We start from the raw sequence: 18,676 nt of genomic DNA on the forward strand, positions 1-18,676 counted from the left end.
CGGTCCGACACCCGGCGGCGGTGACACCCGAGCGGATGGCTCGCCGAGAACCCCTCCCGCACCGGCAGGAGAGCAGCGAACTGGTCCCACAGGGGGTCGAGCAGGCAAGATGGCACTGCAGGCACGGGTCCTCCGTGTGATCACTGAGCGTAGAGAACTCCATGATCACGCAGGGCCCGTGCCTGTCTCGTTTCCGGGACCGTCAGCCAACGAGCGACGTAGCCATTTGCCGGTCGGTCTAAGGCGTATGGCATGAGGCCTCGGATCCTCTAGAGTGCGTGCAACCATAATGCAACAGACTGAGGGGGGTACGGAGTTGAACAGGTGGATCCGCTGGATCCTGGTGACGGGAGCTGTTGCGACCATCTTCTGGTTAGCCCTCTTGCTGGGTCGCTGGCTGCCGTTGGGCGGCCCGGCAGATGAAGCCGCCAGGTGGGGCGTCGCCACAGCCCTGGCAAGTGCGATATCTGCCGTAGCGGGCCTGCCGTTGGTCCGGTGGGCGGAAAGAGGACGCCAGGTTTCGACAGAAGCGTGATTCCGCCCTCTCCAGCCCACGCCGCGCCCTCCGCGGAAGATGAGCCCGCATGCATGAACGGCCCTCGAGTAGCATGCGGTCACTGCTCCCCGCTGAGACGGGGATGGCCCCAGACTGAGGGGCGTACCCAAGCTTGTAACCTCACTGCTCCCCGCCCGTGCGGGGATTCTTTCTGCTCAAGCCGCGCTGTCCCCCTGCCGTTCATCACGGGTCACCTCAAGACCGTCGCTGTGGCTGTATCGGAGGCAGAAACCTGCCAGTTGAGTCTGACAGTCCTCGTCGAGCGCGAGGATGAGCTGGCCGGCGAGCCAGTGGCTGTCCTTTGTCTGCCAGGCGGGCACATACAGTTCCTCGAGCTCGTCGATCGCCTGGTCCATGACGTCGGCGTAGTTGAACTGGATCGGCAGCCGCAGCCCGCAGCTTGCCGCGGTGCGGGCCGCGAGGGCGGTCGGCACCTGGTCCGTAGGCAGTGCCAGCCCCGCCAGGGGTCGGCGCTTGCGGTCTGGCTCCAGCCACGGCATCGTTGCCAGGGTGCCGTCGGCGCGCCGCTGCACGACCACGACCTCTAGGCTCTCGCGGCTGTCGCGGACCTGGGCCCGCCCGATCCGGGTGTCGTCCGCGTCGCCCACTCCCGCCGCCACCCACCCGAACAGGGGCCTGCCGTCCCTTCCGGCCTCCTCCAGCCGGAACACGGCCGCCCGTTCGGCCTGGTCTGCGCGGTGGCGCTCGTACAGTTCGAGGGCATCGGTCATCGCCGGTGCCCAGCTCCGCGGGCCTGCGGGGCCGTCGGCGTATGCCGCCTGTACGAGCGGGCTGATGTCGTCGGGCAGCCGTACCGGACGGCTTGGCCCTTTCTCGAAGTGAGGCAGGAGCGCGGCCGCGGACCGCAGGAGCGCGTACGCCCCGTACACGGCGACCGAGCCTCGCACCGGCGCCGGCACGTCGCCTGTCCAGTCGACACCGGTAACCAGACAGCGCGCCCGGCGCAACCGCTTGGGACGTTCGTGCTGTCCCTCGCCCCGCTGATGCCGGTGCAGACGCCCCATGCGCTGGAGCAGCAGGTCGACCGGACAGAGGTCGGTGACAAGCAGGTCGAAGTCGACGTCGAGGGACTGCTCGGCCACCTGGCTGGCCACGACGATGTGCGGCCCCGTCGGGCGGCCTTCCGCTTTGCCTGGCGGCCCGAAGCGTTTCAGGAGATCTGCGTCCTTCGCTGCACGATCGATGTCGATGAAACACGAGTGGGCGACCGTCACGTGCTCATCGCCGAACCTCGCCCTGAGCACCTGGGCGGTCTCCACCACCCGCTTGACCGTGTTGCGTACGACCAGCACACAGCCGCCGCCGTCCAGCTCAGTGGCGAGTCGGTCGACGAGAACGTCCAGGTCGTCGTCGATCCGCTCCAGGATGACGTCCGTGCCCCGGGCGGAGGCGCCAGGATTCCTCAGGACCGGCTCCCCACCAGGTGTCACGGCGGTCAGCAGAGGATAGGCGCCGGCCTTGCTCACCGCCTCGAACTCCGTGGCACTCCGGGCTGCTTCGGCGCTGCTGCCTGCGTACGCCTCGACGAGCTCGCGGCGCCTGCCCGCGGGCAGGGTCGCGGACAGCACCACTACTGGCACGCGATACGCGCCGAGCCACGACAGCACGCGATCGAGGTAGACGCTCATGTACGTGTCGTAGGCATGCGCCTCGTCGATCACGACGACCTTCCCGGCGACCGCGAGGTGACGCATTGCCAGGTGGCGGCTCTTGAGCCCGGCGAACAGCAACTGGTCGACGGTTCCCGCGACGAACGAGGACAGCATGGCCTTCTTACGGCCGCGCAGCCAGGCGTGCGCGACGAGCTCAGCAGGAGCGGACCGTGTCGTGTGCGAGGGGCGCCATTGCGGCTCCTCGGGCGCGTCCGCGTCGACCGCGACGATCCGGTGGCCTCTCTCGCGCATCAGGTCGGCAAAGTCCTCGTTCAACGCGGCTTTCGAGTGAGCGAGCAGGACGGAGTACCGGGCGTCTTCGGCTGCGGGCAGCCGCTCGAGCCAGTCCAGAAGGCGGGGGAACATCGCGTTGCCGGTGGCCATGGTCGGCAGCGCGAAGAACACGCCGCCCGCCCCCGAGCGGGCAGCGAAGATCTCGGCGACCGCCAGGGCGGCCTCGGTCTTCCCCTCCCCCATCGGCGCCTCTATCACCATCAGCCCCGGGTCTGCCATCGCCCGGGCCAGTTCGACGGCGGCTTCCTGCACCGGCCGGACCTTGGCCCCTGGCGGCAGATCGAAGCGGGAGGCGAACAGTTCCTGGGCGTCGCCTGCAGGCTCGTCCGGGCACCAGGGCGCCGGCAGGTCCAGGCCGCGCCAGGCCGCGGCGACGCGCTCCTCACTGCTGCGGGCGACATCCTGCGGGAAGTAAGGGAAGAGGTCGGCGTTGCTGGCGACCCAGTCGGCGACGATCACCAGTGCTGTGAGCAACACCTGCACCGGCTGTGGCAGTTTCACCGACCGCCACTCATCCAGCCGGTCCCGTACGCCGTACTCGTCGGCGCACGCATCGAGCAGCTCGTCCTGCACTCGGTGCCACGCGGCTCGGCTGGGTCCCGGGGTACGCAGCAGGTGCCCGTGCTTGTGGAGGGCTGCGATGTGACCGTGCTCCGGAGGCACCCCGTGGTGTCCTCCCACGACGACCGTGAACTGGCCTGTCTGCTTCACCGTCCAGCCGTGCCGTTCCTTCAGCCACTCCCCCAGCAACGCCTGCCCGGCCAGCCCGTGCGGCGCGATCCTGCGGTCCGGCCCGAGGGCCCGTGCCGAGCGCATCTGCAGCCCTTGCTCACGCATATGGTCTGCGAGCTGGTCGACCTGACAGGCGAAAGCGGGCGTCGCCTTCCCGATGTCGTGCACCCCCGCCATCCACACGGCAAGCCGACGTGCGTCCTGCTCACCACCGGGCAGCGCAGAGGCGATCAACTTCCCTACACTCGCGGGCAGCCACGTGTCCCACAGCAGACCGGCGACAGCGGCGCTGTCCTCCATGTGCCGCCACAACGGCAGCCACCCGTCGGAATCCCTGTCGTGCTTCGCCCATACCGTCAGCACCGGCCCGTCGAGCCTGCCCCGCAGGCCCGAGCGGGACATTCCCTCACCCGTCATGCCAGATGAATACAGGCAAACCCGGTCCCAGAATGCCTATATGACGAAACTCAAGAAGTCTTCTTCCGACCCGAGAGTAACTCCCTGACAGCAGGCAGACAGGCTCTAGGATGATCACTTTGCACTGCCGCCCACCGGACGTCTAGACGGAAGAACCAGGTGCGTTATGCCTGTTATGCCGGACTCGGTGAAAGTGTGCGAAAACTGCGTGCCGTCGCGATAAAGTCGCAGGTCACGCAGTCCGCTCCCCGCACCCGCGGGGATGGTCCCAGCCGCCCATGCAGCGATGATCGCTGCGACGACCGCTCCCCGCACCCGCGGGGATGGTCCCTATGGGAGCAGTGCGGCCCGAAGGAAAGCACTCCGCTCCCCGCACCCGCGGGGATGGTCCCATTCGGACTGCGGTGCGTCACAACGGGGTCCCCCGCTCCCCGCACCCGCGGGGATGGTCCCCGTCCCCGTTCAAATCGTCTGCCGAAAGTGCGCCGCTCCCCGCACCCGCGGGGATGGTCCCTCGCGGACCTTCAGCTTGAGGCCGCTCGTGTTCCGCTCCCCGCACCCGCGGGGATGGTCCCCCCACCGCCTGGTCCGACTACGACTTCCTGGACCGCTCCCCGCACCCGCGGGGATGGTCCCGGTGAGCACGCCCTGTTCCATGACGCGTCGGAGCCGCTCCCCGCACCCGCGGGGATGGTCCCACCAGCTACCAGTTCCAGGTAGCGGCCCGGAGCCGCTCCTCGCACCCGCGGGGATGGTCCCGCGCCGAGGGTCTTCTGACCAAGGGTCACGTCCCGCTCCCCGCACCCGCGGGGATGGTCCCGGGTACGCGTTCGGCAAGCCCTGCGGTCTGCCCCGCTCCCCGCACCCGCGGGGATGGTCCCGGCGCTAGCAACTTGATCAATACGTCCGGATTCTGCTCCCCGCACCCGCGGGGATGGTCCCGCCATCATGGCGGCCCTGTCCCAAAAATGGTGCTGCTCCCCGCACCCGCGGGGATGGTCCCTGACGCTCATGTCTCGTCCCTCTCCACCGTCACTGCTCCCCGCACCCGCGGGGATGGTCCCTTCTCGCCGTACAGGATCGGATACGCGCGGGCCTGCTCCCCGCACCCGCGGGGATGGTCCCGGGGCCGCCGGGCTCGCGACCGTCACCCGGTCCTGCTCCCCGCACCCGCGGGGATGGTCCCAAGTCGAGGCGCTCCGTCAGGATCTGCTGCAACTGCTCCCCGCACCCGCGGGGATGGTCCCTCCACGGTGTACGTGCCCGGTGCCAGGGACGTCTGCTCCCCGCACCCGCGGGGATGGTCCCTCGATGCACGCCAACCCGCGGTCCGTGCACGCCTGCTCCCCGCACCCGCGGGGATGGTCCCGATCAGCAAGAGCACCGCGGGCAACCTCGTCACTGCTCCCCGCACCCGCGGGGATGGTCCCTCGGGCCGGTACGGGCGCTCAGGCTCCAGCTCCTGCTCCCCGCACCCGCGGGGATGGTCCCTGGGGTACTCCGTACCGCTGTTCGCGGTTCGTCTGCTCCCCGCACCCGCGGGGATGGTCCCCACATGGGAATCAACCTCAGCCGCCTGTGCACCTGCTCCCCGCACCCGCGGGGATGGTCCCTCGACCACGCACGAGTTCGGTCACGCGATCGGCTGCTCCCCGCACCCGCGGGGATGGTCCCTGCCGAGCAGCTGGAAGGGCGTCTGGTTCCCGCTGCTCCCCGCACCCGCGGGGATGGTCCCACGCCGCGCCCGAGGGTGGGCATGGTCGACACCTGCTCCCCGCACCCGCGGGGATGGTCCCCGCTCCCCGGAACCTGAACCCTGCCGACACCCCTGCTCCCCGCACCCGCGGGGATGGTCCGCCCACTTCCGTTGGGCGGGTCGCCGTTTTCAGCTGCTCCCCGCACCCGCGGGGATGGTCCCACGCCGCCGCCGGACGAGGCCTGCTCGATGCCCTGCTCCCCGCACCCGCGGGGATGGTCCCGGCGCCGTTGAACGTCCGGAAGAACGTACGAACTGCTCCCCGCACCCGCGGGGATGGTCCCGATCGTGATCGTGGTCATGTCTGCTGATCTCTCTGCTCCCCGCACCCGCGGGGATGGTCCCTGCTTGGCGTCGATCTCCATGAGGACTTCGGCCTGCTCCCCGCACCCGCGGGGATGGTCCCGGGCACGACAACGGTGACCGTGGTCCAGAAGCCTGCTCCCCGCACCCGCGGGGATGGTCCCGACCTCCGGGTCCAGACGGTGCGTCTCGATCTCTGCTCCCCGCACCCGCGGGGATGGTCCCCGGTGGCCCATGGGCCAGCCGACCGACCTGAACTGCTCCCCGCACCCGCGGGGATGGTCCCGCCTGGGACCCGCGCGACGGCAAAGCCGACCGCTGCTCCCCGCACCCGCGGGGATGGTCCCACCGTCCGACCCACCGTCAGAAAGACGGATCGCTGCTCCCCGCACCCGCGGGGATGGTCCCTCCCTGCCGCAGAACAACGACACGTCGATCGACTGCTCCCCGCACCCGCGGGGATGGTCCCGGCTGGCACCCGCACATTCACGCGATCGTTTTCTGCTCCCCGCACCCGCGGGGATGGTCCCGCGGCGCTGCGGTAGATGTCGTCGTTGTTGGTCTGCTCCCCGCACCCGCGGGGATGGTCCCCTCCTCACCGGCGCCCAGCAGTCCGTCCAGGACTGCTCCCCGCACCCGCGGGGATGGTCCCCGTCCGGCTGAGGGACGGAACCGAGGTTCCTTCTGCTCCCCGCACCCGCGGGGATGGTCCTGAACGCCAGGACCGTCCTGCCTGGACGCGCTTCTGCTCCCCGCACCCGCGGGGATGGTCCCCAGCGCACCGTCCCGATCGCCGAGTTCGGCGCCTGCTCCCCGCACCCGCGGGGATGGTCCCGACCACTACGACCCGCACACTCGCGACTCCTGCTGCTCCCCGCACCCGCGGGGATGGTCCCCCATTGCCGAGCGCGCGCCAGGCCTGCCTCTCGACCGCCCCCTACAGCATCTACCAAGGTGACCGGAACCGGCTCACCTGGTGCGCGGGCGAGGATCCGCGGCTGAGCGTCGCCTACGGAGGCGAGGGCTGGTACGGCCTGGGTACGGAGCAGATCGTCATGTGGCGGTCCGACCTCATCGCCATCGTCGCCCCGGCGTTCACCGGGTCCGGGGCGCGGCTGTATCAGTCGGGGGACCTCGCCGGCAGCCATGGTTCGTGCCATCGCGGGTATCCGGCGACGAGCTTGCTCGCTCCCGCCGGTCCCCAGGTCCCCTGCCGGTAACGCTCAGGGTCGCCGGGCGCCTCCAGCAGTGGCTGGACGATTCGCCACGTCTCCTCCACCGAGTCCTCCCGGGTGAACAGGCTCGCGTTGCCTTGCATTGCATCACTGAGCAGGCGCTCGTACGGTTCGGGTGCCTCACCCAGCTCGACCGCGAAGAGGAGGTCAAGGTCCACCAGCTGCGTGTCCTGCTTGCCCGGCTGCTTGGCCTGGATGCGGAAGTTCATGCCAGGGCTCGGATCGATCCGCAGGATCCACTGGTCGGGCTCGGGCGCGAACCGCTCCGCGAACGCAAGCCGCGGCGGGCGCTTGAACACGATCCGGATCTCGGTCACTCGCTCGGGGAGCGACTTGCCGGCGCGGATGAAGAACGGCACCCCGGACCAGCGCCAGTTCTCGACCTCCAGCCGCAACCCGACGAAGGTCTCGGTGCGCGAGCGCGGCCGCACGCCGGGGACCTGCAGGTACCCCTCGTACTGCCCGCGGACGTAGTGGGCCGGGTCGGCGTCGGGGATCGCCCGGAACACATCAACCCGGCGGTCTCGGAGCGCGTCCGCATCGGCCGCTGATGGCGGCTCGGACGCCACCAGGGCGAGCAACTGCAGCAGATGGTTCTGCACGACGTCGCGGAGCGCGCCGACCGGGTCGTAGAAGTGGCCGCGATCCTCGATCCCGAAGTCCTCGGCCATGGTGATCTGCACGCAGGAGACGTGGTCGCGGTTCCACACCGGCTCGAACACGGAGTTGGCGAACCTCAGGAACAGGATGTCCATCGCCGGCTCTTTGCCGAGGAAGTGGTCGATCCTCAGCAGCTGATCCTCGTCGAGGAGCTGACGCAGCTCGGCGTTGAGGGCGCGCGCCGACGCGAGGTCATGCCCGAATGGTTTCTCCACGACAACCCGGGCGCCCTTGGTCAGCCCGGCGCCTGCCAGGCCCCCGACCACCCGGGCAAACAGCGACGGCGGGATCTCCAGGTAGAAGACGGGGCGCCGCCTGCCGTTGACCGCCCGGGCGAGGCGATGGAACGTCTCCTCGTCGGTGTAATCGCCCTGCACATAGGTGAGTCGGGCGGCGAACCGGGCAAAGACGCTGTCGTCGAGCGGCTCACCCGCTGCCTTGATCGCCGCGCGGGCGTGGTCACGCAGCGCGTCGTCGGACCAGCCGTCGCGCGCCACTCCGACGATCGGGCAGGTCAGCTGCTTGCGCCGCTCAAGCCGATAGAGCGAGCGAAACGTCATCTTTCGCGCGAGGTCGCCAGTGATCCCGAAAATGACCAGCACGTCTGCGGGAACGTTCGACGAGTTCAAAGCCATCTGATCTCCCTTACGGGGCCGGCACGGCAAAAGGGTCGGGCGTCATGGTCATGCCGGCGGCTGGGCACCGGCGCGCGGAGGGCCCTGGTCGGCCGCCGCCGCGTCCGCGAGGACGAGCGACGCCGCCGCCTCGACCCGGCCGGCGGGAATCGACCGGTCTCCCGCAACGAGCCTCGAGAGCGGTTCGCGCTTGTCCGCTCCGGTGATGAGCCAGAGCACCTGCTGGGCGCGAGCGAGCGCAGGATAGGTGAGTGTCATGCGCTGGTGGCCCATGTAGGGCGCCGTCAGGGCCACCAGCCGGTCCGAGACTTCGAGCACCGGGTCCCGTGGCACCAGCGAGGCGGTGTGCCCGTCCGGGCCGAGGCCCAGGTGAACGAGGTCGAAACGCCCGGGCAGCGACTGCCCGTACGCGGCGGCCGCCGCGTCAAGGTCGGCGTCGTTCACGGGCATCGCCATGACCTCGGCCGGGGCCGCACCGAGGCTCTCCCTCAGGTGCGTGAGGTTGCGGTCCGGATCGCCGTCGGGCGCGACCCGCTCGTCGACCTGGAACACCGCCACGTGCTCCCAGGGGACGTGCTCATGTGCGAGCCGCGCGAACATCGCCCATGGTGTGTGCCCCCCGCTGACGGCGAACGTGAATCGGCCGTGGGCTTGAACGCAGGCCCGGGCCAGCCGCGCCACGAACGCCGCCGCGGTGCCGGCGACTGCATCGGGGTCGGCGACGACTTCGAGTTCGTGATGCACAGCCCTCAGCCCTTCTTTTCGGCGTGCCCGCCGAACTCCGAGCGCATCGCCGAGAGGATCTTGTCGGTGAACTCCCCGGCCTGCCTGGACTCGAAGCGCTCGTAGAGCGAGGTGGTGATGACCGGTACCGGGACGCCTTCGTCTACCGCGGCGAGGACGGTCCAGCGGCCTTCCCCGGAGTCGGAGACCCGCCCGGCGAAGCCGTCGAGGGAGGGCGAGCCGGCGAAGGCATCGGCGATCAAGTCGACCAGCCACGAGCCGACGACCGAGCCGCGCCGCCAGACCTCGGCCACCTCGCCGACGTCGATGTCGTACTGGTAGGCCCACGCATCGCGCAGCGGCGTCGTCTCCGCGTCGACCTCTTGCCGGCTTTTGCCGGCGTCCGCGCGCTTGATGATGCTGAGGCCCTCGGCGATCGCGGCCATCATCCCGTACTCGACCCCGTTGTGGACCATCTTCACGAAGTGCCCGGCGCCGTTCGGCCCGCAGTGCAGGTACCCGAGCGGGGCGGTGCCGTCGGTCCGGGTCCGGCTCGGCGTCGGCTCGGCGCTGCCCTCGCCGGGAGCGATCGTCTTGAAGATCGGGTCCAGATGGGCCACGACCTCATCCTCGCCGCCGATCATCAGGCAGTAGCCACGCTCCAGCCCCCAGACCCCACCGCTGGTCCCGCAGTCAACATAGTGCAGCGACTTGCCAGCAAGACGCTTGGCGCGCGTGATGTCGTCGCGGTAGTAGGAGTTGCCGCCGTCGATCAGGATGTCGCCGGGCTCCAGCAACGGCTCGAGCTGGTCGAGGATGGAGTCGACGATCGCAGCCGGAAGCATGAGCCATACGGCCCGTGGCTTGTCCAGTTTCGCAACGAGATCCCGGGGTGAGTCTGCGCCCGTCGCGCCCTCGCCGGCCAGTTCGGCGACGGCCGCCGCGTTGACGTCGGACACGACGCATTGGTGGCCGTCTCGCATCAGCCGACGCACCAGATTCGCCCCCATCCGGCCGAGCCCGATCATCCCGAGCTGCATGGGCTTGTCTGTCGCCATGTTGCGCCTCCTAGTCCTTGAGCGTGCGGTAGTGCCGGATCAGCGCGTTCGTGGACGAGTCGTGGCCGAGTTCAGGGTCGGTCGCACTCTCGAGCTCCGGGATGACAGCGACAGCAAGCACCTTGCCGAGCTCGACACCCCACACGTCTTCGAGGCGACGTTGGACACGAACCTGAACGTGAGATCACGCCGGCTGTAATGGCGCAGCGCCTCGTAGGCCATGACGGGCCCGAGGTCGGAGCCACCGATGCCGACGTTGATGATGTTGCGGATCGGCTTGCCGGTGGCGCCTTTCCAGGCGCCCGAGCGGTCCTGGTCCGCGAACGCCGCCATCCGGTCGAGCACCTCGTGCACCTGCGCGACGACGTCCACTCCGCCGACGACGAGCGAGGACTCCTTCGGCATCCGCAGCGCCACGTGCAGCACCGGCCGGTGCTCTGAGACGTTGATCCGGTTCTTCGAGTAGTCCAGGTACAGGCCGGTGGCCTCGGCCGCCATCCGCTCGCCGCGTCCCGGATCGGCGGCGAACAGCTCGCGCAGGTGGCGCCCGGCGATCTCGGAGTGATGGCCCGCGAGCGCCTTCCACGCAGGACGCTCGCGCAGCGCGGTCGATGGCATGGCTTGCTCCTCTGATGGGTTCAGTCCGGCCACTCGGCGCCGAGGTCAGGCCACGGCTTTGCTCTGCACGTCTATTCGCTCCATGAGGTCGTTCCAGGCCGCGACAAAGGACTTGGCGCCTTCGCTTTGCAACTTGGCGGCAAGCGCCTTGATGTCGACGCCCGCGCTCGCGAAGCGGGCCAGCATTGCCGCGGATTCGCCCCGTCCGACGGCAGTGTCTCTCCGATCTCGCCATGGTCGAAGAAGGCTTTCAGGGTGTCGTCGGGCATCGTGTTGACCGTGAATGGCGCGGCCAGACCGTGGACGTAAAGCGTGTCGGAGGCGGCCGGGTCCTTCGTCCTCGTGCTGGCCCAGAGCAGCCGCTGCATTCGCGCGCCGGCATTCTCCAGCCGCTGGAAGCGCTGCGAGCCCATCACTTCGCGGTACGCCCGGTACACGTCGAGGCCGACGGCGAGGGCGGGAGTGTCGGTGAGGCCGGCTGGTGCGGCGTCCTTGACCGCCACGTCCCAGCGTGACATGAACACCGACGCGACCGAGCCGACAGCGGGGTCGTGGCCAGCCTGTACCCGGCGCTCGACGCCACGCAGGTAGGCGTCAACCGCGGCCCGGTAGTGGTCTGCCGAGAACAGCAGCGTCACGTTCACCGGAACGCCCGAGGCGATGGCCTCCTCGATCGCCGGCAGCCCCTCGGGCGTGCCGGGGATCTTGATGAAGAGGTTGCGCCGGTCGGTCCTGGCGTACAGCGCCTTGGCGGCCGCCACCGTTCGCTGCGTGTCGTAGGCGAGCAGGGGCGAGACCTCCAGCGAGACCCAGCCGTCGACGCCGTCGGTGCGTTCGTGGATGGGCAGGAACAGGTCGGCGGCCCGCTGCAGGTCCTCGATGGCCAGCTCGAAGAACAGCTCCTCGCCCTTGCGCCCGCCCGCCGCCTTCGCGCGGATCGCGTCGTCGTAGTCACCGGAGCCGATCGCCTTGTCGAAGATCGAGGGGTTGGAGGTGAGCCCGGTCACCGAGTACTGGTCGATGTAGTGCTGGATCTGGCCCGTATCGAGCATCGAACGGGTGATGTTGTCCAGCCAGATGCTCTGGCCCTGCTCATGAAGCGCCTGGGTTACGTTCACGCCTGCTCCCTACCGGCGGCCACGCACTCGCGGGCAATCTGGGTGACCTTCTCGGGAGTGAAGCCGAATTTGGTCAGCAGCATCTTGAGCGGCGCCGATGCCCCGAACGTGTGCATGCCGACGACCGCGCCGCCGTCGCCGACGTAACGGTCCCAGCCGAGGGTCGCCGCCTGCTCGATGGCGACCCGGGCCCTGACCCCGGGCGGGATGACCGAGTCGCGGTATTCCTTGGGCTGGCGGTCGAACAATTCCCAGCAGGGCATGCTGACCACGCGAGCCGCGAGGCCCTCGGCGGCGAGCTCGTCACGGGCCGCGAGCGCGAGTTGCACCTCCGACCCGGTGGCGAGCAGGATGACGTCGGGCTTGCCGTCCGCCGCGTCGACCAGAACATAGGCTCCCCTGGCCACCCCGGATGCGGCCCCCATCTCGGAGCGGTCGAGGGTCGGCAGTGCCTGACGGGAAAGGACCAGCACCGCCGGCTCGTGCCTGAGCGCGGCGACGATCCGCCAGGTCTCGACGACCTCGTTCGCGTCGGCAGGGCGGAACACCAGCAGCCCCGGCATCGCGCGCAGCGACGCGAGCTGCTCGACTGGCTGGTGGGTGGGACCGTCCTCGCCGACGCCGATCGAGTCGTGGGTGAAGATGTGCACGACCGGGATCTCCATCAGCGCTGAAAGCCGGACCGCGCCGCGCGCGTAGTCCGAGAAGATCAGGAACCCCGACCAGTACGGGCGCAGCTTGGTCAGCGCCATCCCGTTCGTGATCGCGGTGGCGGCGTGCTCGCGGATCCCGAAGTGGAGGTTGCGCCCCGAGCGGTCATCGGCCTGGAAGTCGCCGGCGCCGGGGAACGTGAGGTTGGTCTTGGTCGACGGCGAAAGGTCCGCCGACCCGCCAAGCACCCACGGCACGGCTTGGGCAAGCGCATTGAGCACCTGGCCGCTGGAGTCACGGCTTGCGATGCCTTTGGGGTCGGCCGGGAAGGTCGGCAGCGCCGACTCCCAGTCCTCCGGCAGGTCACGCCGCTGGATGCGCCCCAGCTCGTCGGCGAGCTCGGGATGGGTGGTTGAGTAAGCCTCGATTCGAGCCTCCCAGCTCGTCCGGGCTTCGCGACCGCGCGCGCCGACGCCTGCGGCGAAGTGCTCGTAGACGCCGTCGGGAACGAAGAAGTCCTTGCCTTCCGGCATCCCGAGGAATCGCTTGGTTGACTTGACGCCCTCCACGCCGAACGGCGCGCCGTGCGCCTTCGGGGTGTCCTCGACCGGTGACCCGTAGCCGATGTGGCTGTGCACCACGATGAGCGTCGGGCGCTCATTCTCGGACTTGAAGGTGTGCAGCGCGCGGGCCACGGCGTCGAGGTCGTTGGCGTCGGCCACGGTGGTGACGTTCCAGCCGTAGCCGATGAACCGGGCCGCCACATCCTCGGTGAACGCGATGTCGGTGTGGCCCTCGATCGTCACCCGGTTGGAGTCGTAGATCCAGCAAAGGTTCGACAGCCGCTGGTGGGCTGCGAGCGAGGCAGCCTCCGAGGAGATCCCCTCCATCATGCAGCCGTCGCCGGCCATCGCGTACACGTCGAAGTCGAAGACGGTGAAGTCGTCGCGGTTGTACCGGGCGGCGAGCCACCGCCCGGCGATCGCCATCCCGACTGAGGTCGCGACGCCCTGGCCGAGCGGGCCGGTCGTGGTCTCCACGCCGCTGGTCCACCGGTACTCCGGGTGCCCGGGGCAGCGCGAGCCGAGCTGGCGGAACGTCCTGAGGTCGTCGAGGGTCACGGCGGGTCGGCCCAGGACCTCGTAGTCGGGGTCGACAGCCTGCACGCCGGTGAGGTGGAGCAGCGACCAGAGCAACGCGGAGGCATGTCCTTCCGACAGCACGAAGCGGTCGCGGTTGGGCCAGATCGGGTCGGTCGGGTCGAAGCGCAGGAAGCGTTGCCAGAGCGTGTACGCGACCGGGGCGATTCCCATCGGTGTCCCCGGATGCCCAGAGTTGGCCGCCTGGATGGCGTCCATGCACAGAGTGCGGATCGTGTTGACGGAAAGTGTTTCCAGGTCGTTGTTGCTCAATGCGAGCCTCCCTGAAGATGCTGCCCCTGCGCTCATATCGAGCGCGGCAGACTAGGGTTGAGCTTTCCCGGCCGGGGCGAAGAGCGCCGCGCCGACAATGCCCGCATCGTTCAACAGCTGCGCCGGCACAATCTCGGTCCTGAGCTCGATGTACGGCAGGAACTTGTCGGCCTTCTTGCTGACGCCCCCGCCGATGACAATCAAGTCGGGCCACAGCAGCCGCTGGACGAGCTCGAGATACCTCTCCAGGCGGTGCGCCCATTTCTTCCAGGACAGGTCGTCGTGCTCGCGCACCGACTCCGCGGCCCAGTCCTCGGCATCCTCGTGGTGCAGCGGCAGGTGCCCCAGCTCGCTGTTGGGCACCAGGTACCCGTCGGAGAAGACGGCGCTGCCGATACCGGTGCCGAGCGTCACCATCACGACGACGCCCTTGCGTCCCTTGCCGGCGCCGAAGCGCATCTCGGCGATCCCGGCCGCGTCGGCGTCGTTCACTACCCTCACGTCGCGGCCGGTCGCTCGTGCGAAGAGCTGGGCCGCGTCCGTCTCCATCCAGGCCGGGTCGATATTGGACGTCGTCTGGACTTTGCCGCCCCGGATGACTGCCGGGAGCGTCAGCCCGACCGGTCCTGGGACGCCGATATGGGAGAGCACCCGCACGACCACGTCCGCGACTGCCCCCGGCGTCGCCGGATGCGGCGTCGGGATCCGGACCCGCTCACCAATGAGGCTGCCGAGCTCGAGGTCGACCGGCGCTCCCTTGATACCGGTCCCGCCAATGTCGACCCCCAGCACGTGGGCCGTCTTGTCCAGACTTGCCTGCGCCACTGCCCGCTCCCCTCAGGGGCCGGCCCAAAATGTGTTGTGTGAATTTTGGACGTCAGCCCCCGCATGAGCTTCGCCATATAATTCTTAACACTGGCACACGTCCCTTATATTCGCCACATCACTCTTATAGGGTTATATCGAAGCCCAAGGGGTACATCCAAGCATTGCGCGCCCTCAACGACATTGACCTTCCCCTCTGTCCGAGAGGAACGCGACTGGGACTCATGCCAGCCGCGACGGTAACCTCCAGCAACTTTCGGAAATCAAGCCGACTGGGAACCCGTCCCACAGGTCCCCCGCATCCATGAGCCGTTGCCTCTCCCCACCCGGACCGGCCGCGACCAGAGCTTACGGAGGCGTGATGCCAACCCGACCGATCCGCCTGCTTCTTGCCGACGTCGACGGCACTCTGGTCACGAGCGACAAGGCCCTCACCGACCGCGCCGTCCAGGCGGCCCGCAAGCTCCAAGACGCCGGCGTCCTCTTCGCGGTGACCAGCGGGAGACCGCCCCGAGGCATGTCCATGATCATCGAGCCCCTGGCGCTGACCACTGAACTCGCCGCCTTCAACGGTGGTCTCATCGTCAACCCGGATATGACCGTTGTCGAGCAGCAGGTCATTCCCGCGGAGGTGGTGGCCCCGGTCGTCGCGTTGATGGAGTCGTTCGGCCTCAGCGTCTGGATCTACCGGGGCGCCGACTGGTACGTCCGCGATCTCAAGGGGCCGCACGTTGATCGCGAGAGCTGGACGGTGCAGTTCGCGCCCACGCTCGTTCCCGGCTTCGACGGGCTGGAGCAGGGCGCCGCCAAGCTCGTCGGGGTCAGCGATGACCACCAGGTCGTCGAGGCGGCCGCGGTCGCAGCTCGCGCGCAGTTCGGCGAGCATGTCTCGGCCGCCCGCTCGCAGCCCTACTACCTCGATGTGACGCATCCGCAGGCCAACAAGGGCGGTGTCGTCAAGTACTGGTCCGCCAAGCTCCGGATTTCCCCCGAACAGATCGCCACGATCGGCGACATGCCCAACGACGTGCTGATGTTCGCCCACTCGGGACTGTCCATCGCGATGGGCAACGCCAGTCACGAGGTCCAGCGCGCGGCGAGGCGGGTTACAACAAGCAACGAGGAGGAGGGCTTCGCGAACGCGGTCGAGCAGTTCATCCTATGACCCGCGTCACCGCATTTCCGAGCCTGGCGCTCTGAGCCTGAGACCTGGCCTGGTCAAGGAGGAGGACCGTGAGCGTCCAGCACGAGAAGCAACGTGCCGCCGAGGCTGCGGCCGAGCTGATAGAGGACGGCATGGCCGTCGGCCTCGGCACCGGCTCGACCGTCGCCTACCACCTGCCTGCGCTGGCCCACCGCGGTCTGTCACTGCGGTGTGTCGCGACGTCGCCGCGGACCGAGGAGGCGGCCCTGATGCTCGATCTGCGGGTCGAACCGTTCGGCAGCATCGACCACTTCGACATCACGATTGACGGTGCGGACCAGATAGCGCCGGACGGCTGGCTCGTCAAGGGCGGCGGCGCCGCGCACACCAGGGAGAAGATTGTCGCGGCGGCTGCCGACCGCTTCGTCGTGATCGCCTTCCCGGGGTGCCGGCGGTGTGTGTGCGGGATAGCCCGACGAGGCGGGCATCAAGCCTGGCTACGAACAGCAGGAGATCGACGACGAGTTACTCAAGGGCGGTCTGGTCACAGTGGCCTCCGGCATGGGCCAGCACACCGACGCGACGGCGATCCGTATCCAGAACAAGTACGTCGCCCTGCACGCCGCCCGCATCCAGGCTGGCGGCGAGATCCAGCTGCCCGACGCCCCCTTCCTGCACCTGTTCGTCGCCGAGGGAAAGGTCGCCCTGGAAGGTGTCGGCCTCCTCGAAAAGGGAGACGCGGTACGCCTCACCGCGACCGGCGGCCAGAAGGTCTCCTCCCCCGAGGGCGCCGAGATCCTTGTCTGGGAGATGCACGCCACGATCGCGGGCTGGTGAGCGCCACCATGACCAGCCGACACGACAGTACGGGCATGGAACTCTTCCCCCCTCTTCCGCTGGACTCCTGGCGCGACACCAAGGAAACGCGGGCCCTGACCCCGGACCTCGGACACCGTAGACACTGGATCTTGAGGATCTGGGAGAACGGAGTCCCTGTGGGAATGAAGCACTATCCGCCGGAGTTCAAGGCGGACGCGGTCGCGCTGTACCGCTCACGGCCGGGAGCGACGATCAAGTGCCGCCGTTGCCGGTGAACCCGAACTCCCGTGGCGTCAATCAGAGCGGGCACCCGCAGGTACGTCTTATGGCGCTGACCGAGTCTCACCGGAAGTGACGAACCACAGAACGCAACCAGAGGACAAACCCGGCTCCACTCACCAACGGCAAGCCTCTGATCAGCACGTACTCGCCAACTCACCGGCATTGATCTGAGCTGGGATGATAAGGGCGGACTCACCCACCCCGCACAATCGAGGCCCTGCACAGCGCGATCACCGCCTACGAAAGCGACATCAAACCAGGCAGTAGTTAGTTGACGGCTCCTCACCAGCGCGTCTCCGTTGCGAAATACCGGGCCGCTTTGCGCAGGATGTCCCGCTCTTCTTCGAGTTCACGGATCCGCCTGCGCAAGGCGGTCACCTCCCCCGAGTCCGACGCCGGCACGGCCGTCTGGGTCGCCGAGGGGGAGCCCAGATGCCGCTCGTCGGCGACCCGTATCCAGTTCCTGAGCGTCTCGGTGTTGACCCCCAGATCAGCCGCGACCGATGCGGGACCCATGCCCTCGTCGACGCGGCGTTCGACGCCGTGGCCACGTTCAGCGAGCAGCGGCTCGCCCGCCAGCTGCTGGCTTCCCTGCGGCCGAACATGCTACTGCTGGCCGACCGTAACTTCTCCGGGTACGAACTGTGGGGCCTGGCCCGGACCACCGGTGCCCACCTGGCCTGGCGGATCAGGAAGAACTTGGTCTTCGTCCCGCTGCCGGTGCTGCCCGACGGCTCCTACCTGTCGGTCATGCCGACCCCGAAGGAAACCGTCAGGCACGGACAGGCCAGGGCCGCTGGCCGCCGCCTGGCCGAGCCGCCCCAGGGCCATACCGTCCGTGGGCCGACACCCTCACCGACGCGGACCGGCGGGCACTGTCACCGCTGTTCTGGACCCACGTCACCCCTTATCTGGACGAATTTCCGTGCGCGGGACCAGCTCAACTTCGAATGCACTCTGATCGAGACTGGCTCCGACTCCTGCCACCTCCAAGCCACCGAGGCCGAGCAACAGGACCGCAGGTCGGGAGTCGGCCGGACCGCTCTCTCCGGTGGAGCTCGGTCGCGGCGCCCCGTGGTCACCGACCTGACCGGTCCTCGCGATCGCGCTGATCGTCGAGGCGGGCAGTCAGGTCGGGCCAGTGCTCGGACCACCGCGCCAGATCGCCCGCGGTCAACGACCACCGCGAGCGCAGGGCTTCGTCCGGCAGGAAGCGGATGCAGGTCCCCGTGGTCCCGTCGGCTTCGACGGGCTCCAGATCGGTCACCGGGACGCCGTGCTCATAGCGCTGGCTCCAGGATCCGTTGAGACGGCGGTTGGTATGAATCAGCCACTCGCTGAGCGCTGCGACGACGGACATGCCGCGACGCGGATGTCCGTCCGGAAGCCGCTCCGCTTCCGGGAGGTCGAAGAACCGAAGATCCTTCGTGGCCATGACCGGCTTCTTCACCACCTGGCCATGCTCGTCGACCCGAGTGTCGGTGCCCCGTCCGTCATCCTTCACCGACACCGAGCCGTCGGTATGCAACGTGACCACACACCGTCCGCCGCCCCGGCTCGCTGCCTCGTCAGCGGCGTAAGCAACGATCTCAAGAACGAGGTGTTCTGGCCCGCCCGGAGCGAACTCTGCGGATCCCTGGCGGATCTGACCGAGATGGTCCGCGTCCACGATGCGGGCCCAATCGTGCGTGGTGTTGACCCAAGAAGCCCTTGTTCCATCCATCCGACAAGTATCCGTCGGGCTCTCGTTCAGGCTGCCGGAACG

General features: G+C 68.7%; 13 protein-coding genes, 3 pseudogenes and 1 CRISPR repeat array. Of the genes and pseudogenes, 4 read left to right on the forward strand and 12 right to left on the reverse strand.

Translation table 11 applies throughout. From position 1 onward, the window contains the following. The 10 genes and pseudogenes from ACWCP8_RS36755 to ppgK all read right to left on the reverse strand — a co-directional run. Positions 1 to 125 (reverse strand): annotated as a pseudogene (locus ACWCP8_RS36755) (IS5/IS1182 family transposase); the annotation flags it as partial. Between the two features lie 586 nt (positions 126 to 711). Further along, positions 712 to 3,672, reverse strand: coding sequence for a CRISPR-associated helicase Cas3' (cas3, locus tag ACWCP8_RS36760; protein WP_451120660.1), 2,961 nt, complete (start codon positions 3,670 to 3,672; stop codon positions 712 to 714). A 241-nt stretch (positions 3,673 to 3,913) separates the two neighbouring features. Further along, positions 3,914 to 6,627: direct repeats of the CRISPR family, unit length 29 nt; unit sequence CTGCTCCCCGCACCCGCGGGGATGGTCCC. A 224-nt stretch (positions 6,628 to 6,851) separates the two neighbouring features. Next, positions 6,852 to 8,261, reverse strand: coding sequence for a glucose-6-phosphate dehydrogenase (zwf, locus tag ACWCP8_RS36765; protein ID WP_451120662.1), 1,410 nt, complete (start codon positions 8,259 to 8,261; stop codon positions 6,852 to 6,854). A gap of 48 nt (positions 8,262 to 8,309) precedes the next feature. Then, the gene (pgl, locus tag ACWCP8_RS36770) at positions 8,310 to 9,005 is read right to left on the reverse strand and encodes a 6-phosphogluconolactonase (RefSeq protein ID WP_451120664.1); all 696 of its coding nucleotides are present in this window, start codon (positions 9,003 to 9,005) and stop codon (positions 8,310 to 8,312) included. 5 nt (positions 9,006 to 9,010) lie between these two features. After that, the gene (gene gnd / locus ACWCP8_RS36775) at positions 9,011 to 10,042 is read right to left on the reverse strand and encodes a phosphogluconate dehydrogenase (NAD(+)-dependent, decarboxylating) (protein WP_382844920.1); all 1,032 of its coding nucleotides are present in this window, start codon (positions 10,040 to 10,042) and stop codon (positions 9,011 to 9,013) included. Positions 10,043 to 10,052: 10 nt separating this feature from the next. Beyond that, positions 10,053 to 10,187 carry a hypothetical protein gene (locus ACWCP8_RS36780; protein WP_451120666.1) on the reverse strand — a complete coding sequence of 45 codons (135 nt, stop codon included), beginning with the start codon at positions 10,185 to 10,187 and terminating at the stop codon, positions 10,053 to 10,055. Between the two features lie 11 nt (positions 10,188 to 10,198). After that, positions 10,199 to 10,660: pseudogene (pgi, locus tag ACWCP8_RS36785) on the reverse strand (glucose-6-phosphate isomerase); the annotation flags it as partial. Positions 10,661 to 10,731: 71 nt separating this feature from the next. Next, positions 10,732 to 11,778 carry a transaldolase gene (gene tal, locus ACWCP8_RS36790; protein ID WP_451120668.1) on the reverse strand — a complete coding sequence of 349 codons (1,047 nt, stop codon included), beginning with the start codon at positions 11,776 to 11,778 and terminating at the stop codon, positions 10,732 to 10,734. After that, the gene (tkt, locus tag ACWCP8_RS36795; RefSeq protein ID WP_451120670.1) at positions 11,775 to 13,841 is read right to left on the reverse strand and encodes a transketolase; all 2,067 of its coding nucleotides are present in this window, start codon (positions 13,839 to 13,841) and stop codon (positions 11,775 to 11,777) included. The genes tal and tkt overlap by 4 nt, the downstream gene beginning before the upstream one ends. A 51-nt stretch (positions 13,842 to 13,892) precedes the next feature. Further along, positions 13,893 to 14,666 carry a polyphosphate--glucose phosphotransferase gene (ppgK, locus tag ACWCP8_RS36800; RefSeq protein WP_451120672.1) on the reverse strand — a complete coding sequence of 258 codons (774 nt, stop codon included), beginning with the start codon at positions 14,664 to 14,666 and terminating at the stop codon, positions 13,893 to 13,895. A 361-nt stretch (positions 14,667 to 15,027) separates the two neighbouring features. On the opposite strand from ppgK, the gene ACWCP8_RS36805 reads away from it, so the two are divergent. From ACWCP8_RS36805 to ACWCP8_RS36820, 4 genes and pseudogenes are all read left to right on the forward strand, one after another. Next, positions 15,028 to 15,831, forward strand: a complete 804-nt coding sequence (locus ACWCP8_RS36805; protein WP_352271356.1) for a Cof-type HAD-IIB family hydrolase — start codon at positions 15,028 to 15,030, stop codon at positions 15,829 to 15,831. A 248-nt stretch (positions 15,832 to 16,079) separates the two neighbouring features. Then, positions 16,080 to 16,187, forward strand: a pseudogene (locus ACWCP8_RS36810) (ribose-5-phosphate isomerase A); the annotation flags it as partial. 184 nt (positions 16,188 to 16,371) lie between these two features. Beyond that, positions 16,372 to 16,647 (forward strand): pirin family protein, encoded by a 276-nt coding sequence (locus ACWCP8_RS36815; protein ID WP_451120674.1) that lies wholly within the window; start codon positions 16,372 to 16,374, stop codon positions 16,645 to 16,647. Positions 16,648 to 16,682: 35 nt separating this feature from the next. Continuing rightward, a complete protein-coding gene (locus tag ACWCP8_RS36820; RefSeq protein ID WP_451120708.1) occupies positions 16,683 to 16,904 on the forward strand; it encodes a hypothetical protein in 222 nt (73 codons plus the stop codon). A 289-nt stretch (positions 16,905 to 17,193) separates the two neighbouring features. On the opposite strand, the gene ACWCP8_RS36825 is transcribed toward ACWCP8_RS36820, so the two are convergent. Beyond that, positions 17,194 to 17,490 carry a transposase gene (locus ACWCP8_RS36825; protein WP_451120706.1) on the reverse strand — a complete coding sequence of 99 codons (297 nt, stop codon included), beginning with the start codon at positions 17,488 to 17,490 and terminating at the stop codon, positions 17,194 to 17,196. A 499-nt stretch (positions 17,491 to 17,989) separates the two neighbouring features. After that, positions 17,990 to 18,634, reverse strand: a complete 645-nt coding sequence (locus ACWCP8_RS36830; protein ID WP_352271354.1) for an ATP-binding protein — start codon at positions 18,632 to 18,634, stop codon at positions 17,990 to 17,992. Positions 18,635 to 18,676 lie beyond the last annotated feature (42 nt).

The sequence above is a fragment of the Streptomyces sp. NPDC002206 genome, assembly GCF_053593595.1.

What these genes read in the sequence shown, in the direction of transcription:
- ACWCP8_RS36805 (WP_352271356.1), top strand. Translation starts at nt 15,028, where the DNA reads ATGCCAACCCGACCGATCCGCCTGCTTCTTGCCGACGTCGACGGCACT.
- cas3 (WP_451120660.1), bottom strand. Translation starts at nt 3,672, where the DNA reads ATGACGGGTGAGGGAATGTCCCGCTCGGGCCTGCGGGGCAGGCTCGAC.
- ACWCP8_RS36820 (WP_451120708.1), top strand. Translation starts at nt 16,683, where the DNA reads ATGGAACTCTTCCCCCCTCTTCCGCTGGACTCCTGGCGCGACACCAAG.
- ACWCP8_RS36815 (WP_451120674.1), top strand. Translation starts at nt 16,372, where the DNA reads ATGGGCCAGCACACCGACGCGACGGCGATCCGTATCCAGAACAAGTAC.
- zwf (WP_451120662.1), bottom strand. Translation starts at nt 8,261, where the DNA reads ATGGCTTTGAACTCGTCGAACGTTCCCGCAGACGTGCTGGTCATTTTC.
- gnd (WP_382844920.1), bottom strand. Translation starts at nt 10,042, where the DNA reads ATGGCGACAGACAAGCCCATGCAGCTCGGGATGATCGGGCTCGGCCGG.
- ACWCP8_RS36830 (WP_352271354.1), bottom strand. Translation starts at nt 18,634, where the DNA reads ATGGATGGAACAAGGGCTTCTTGGGTCAACACCACGCACGATTGGGCC.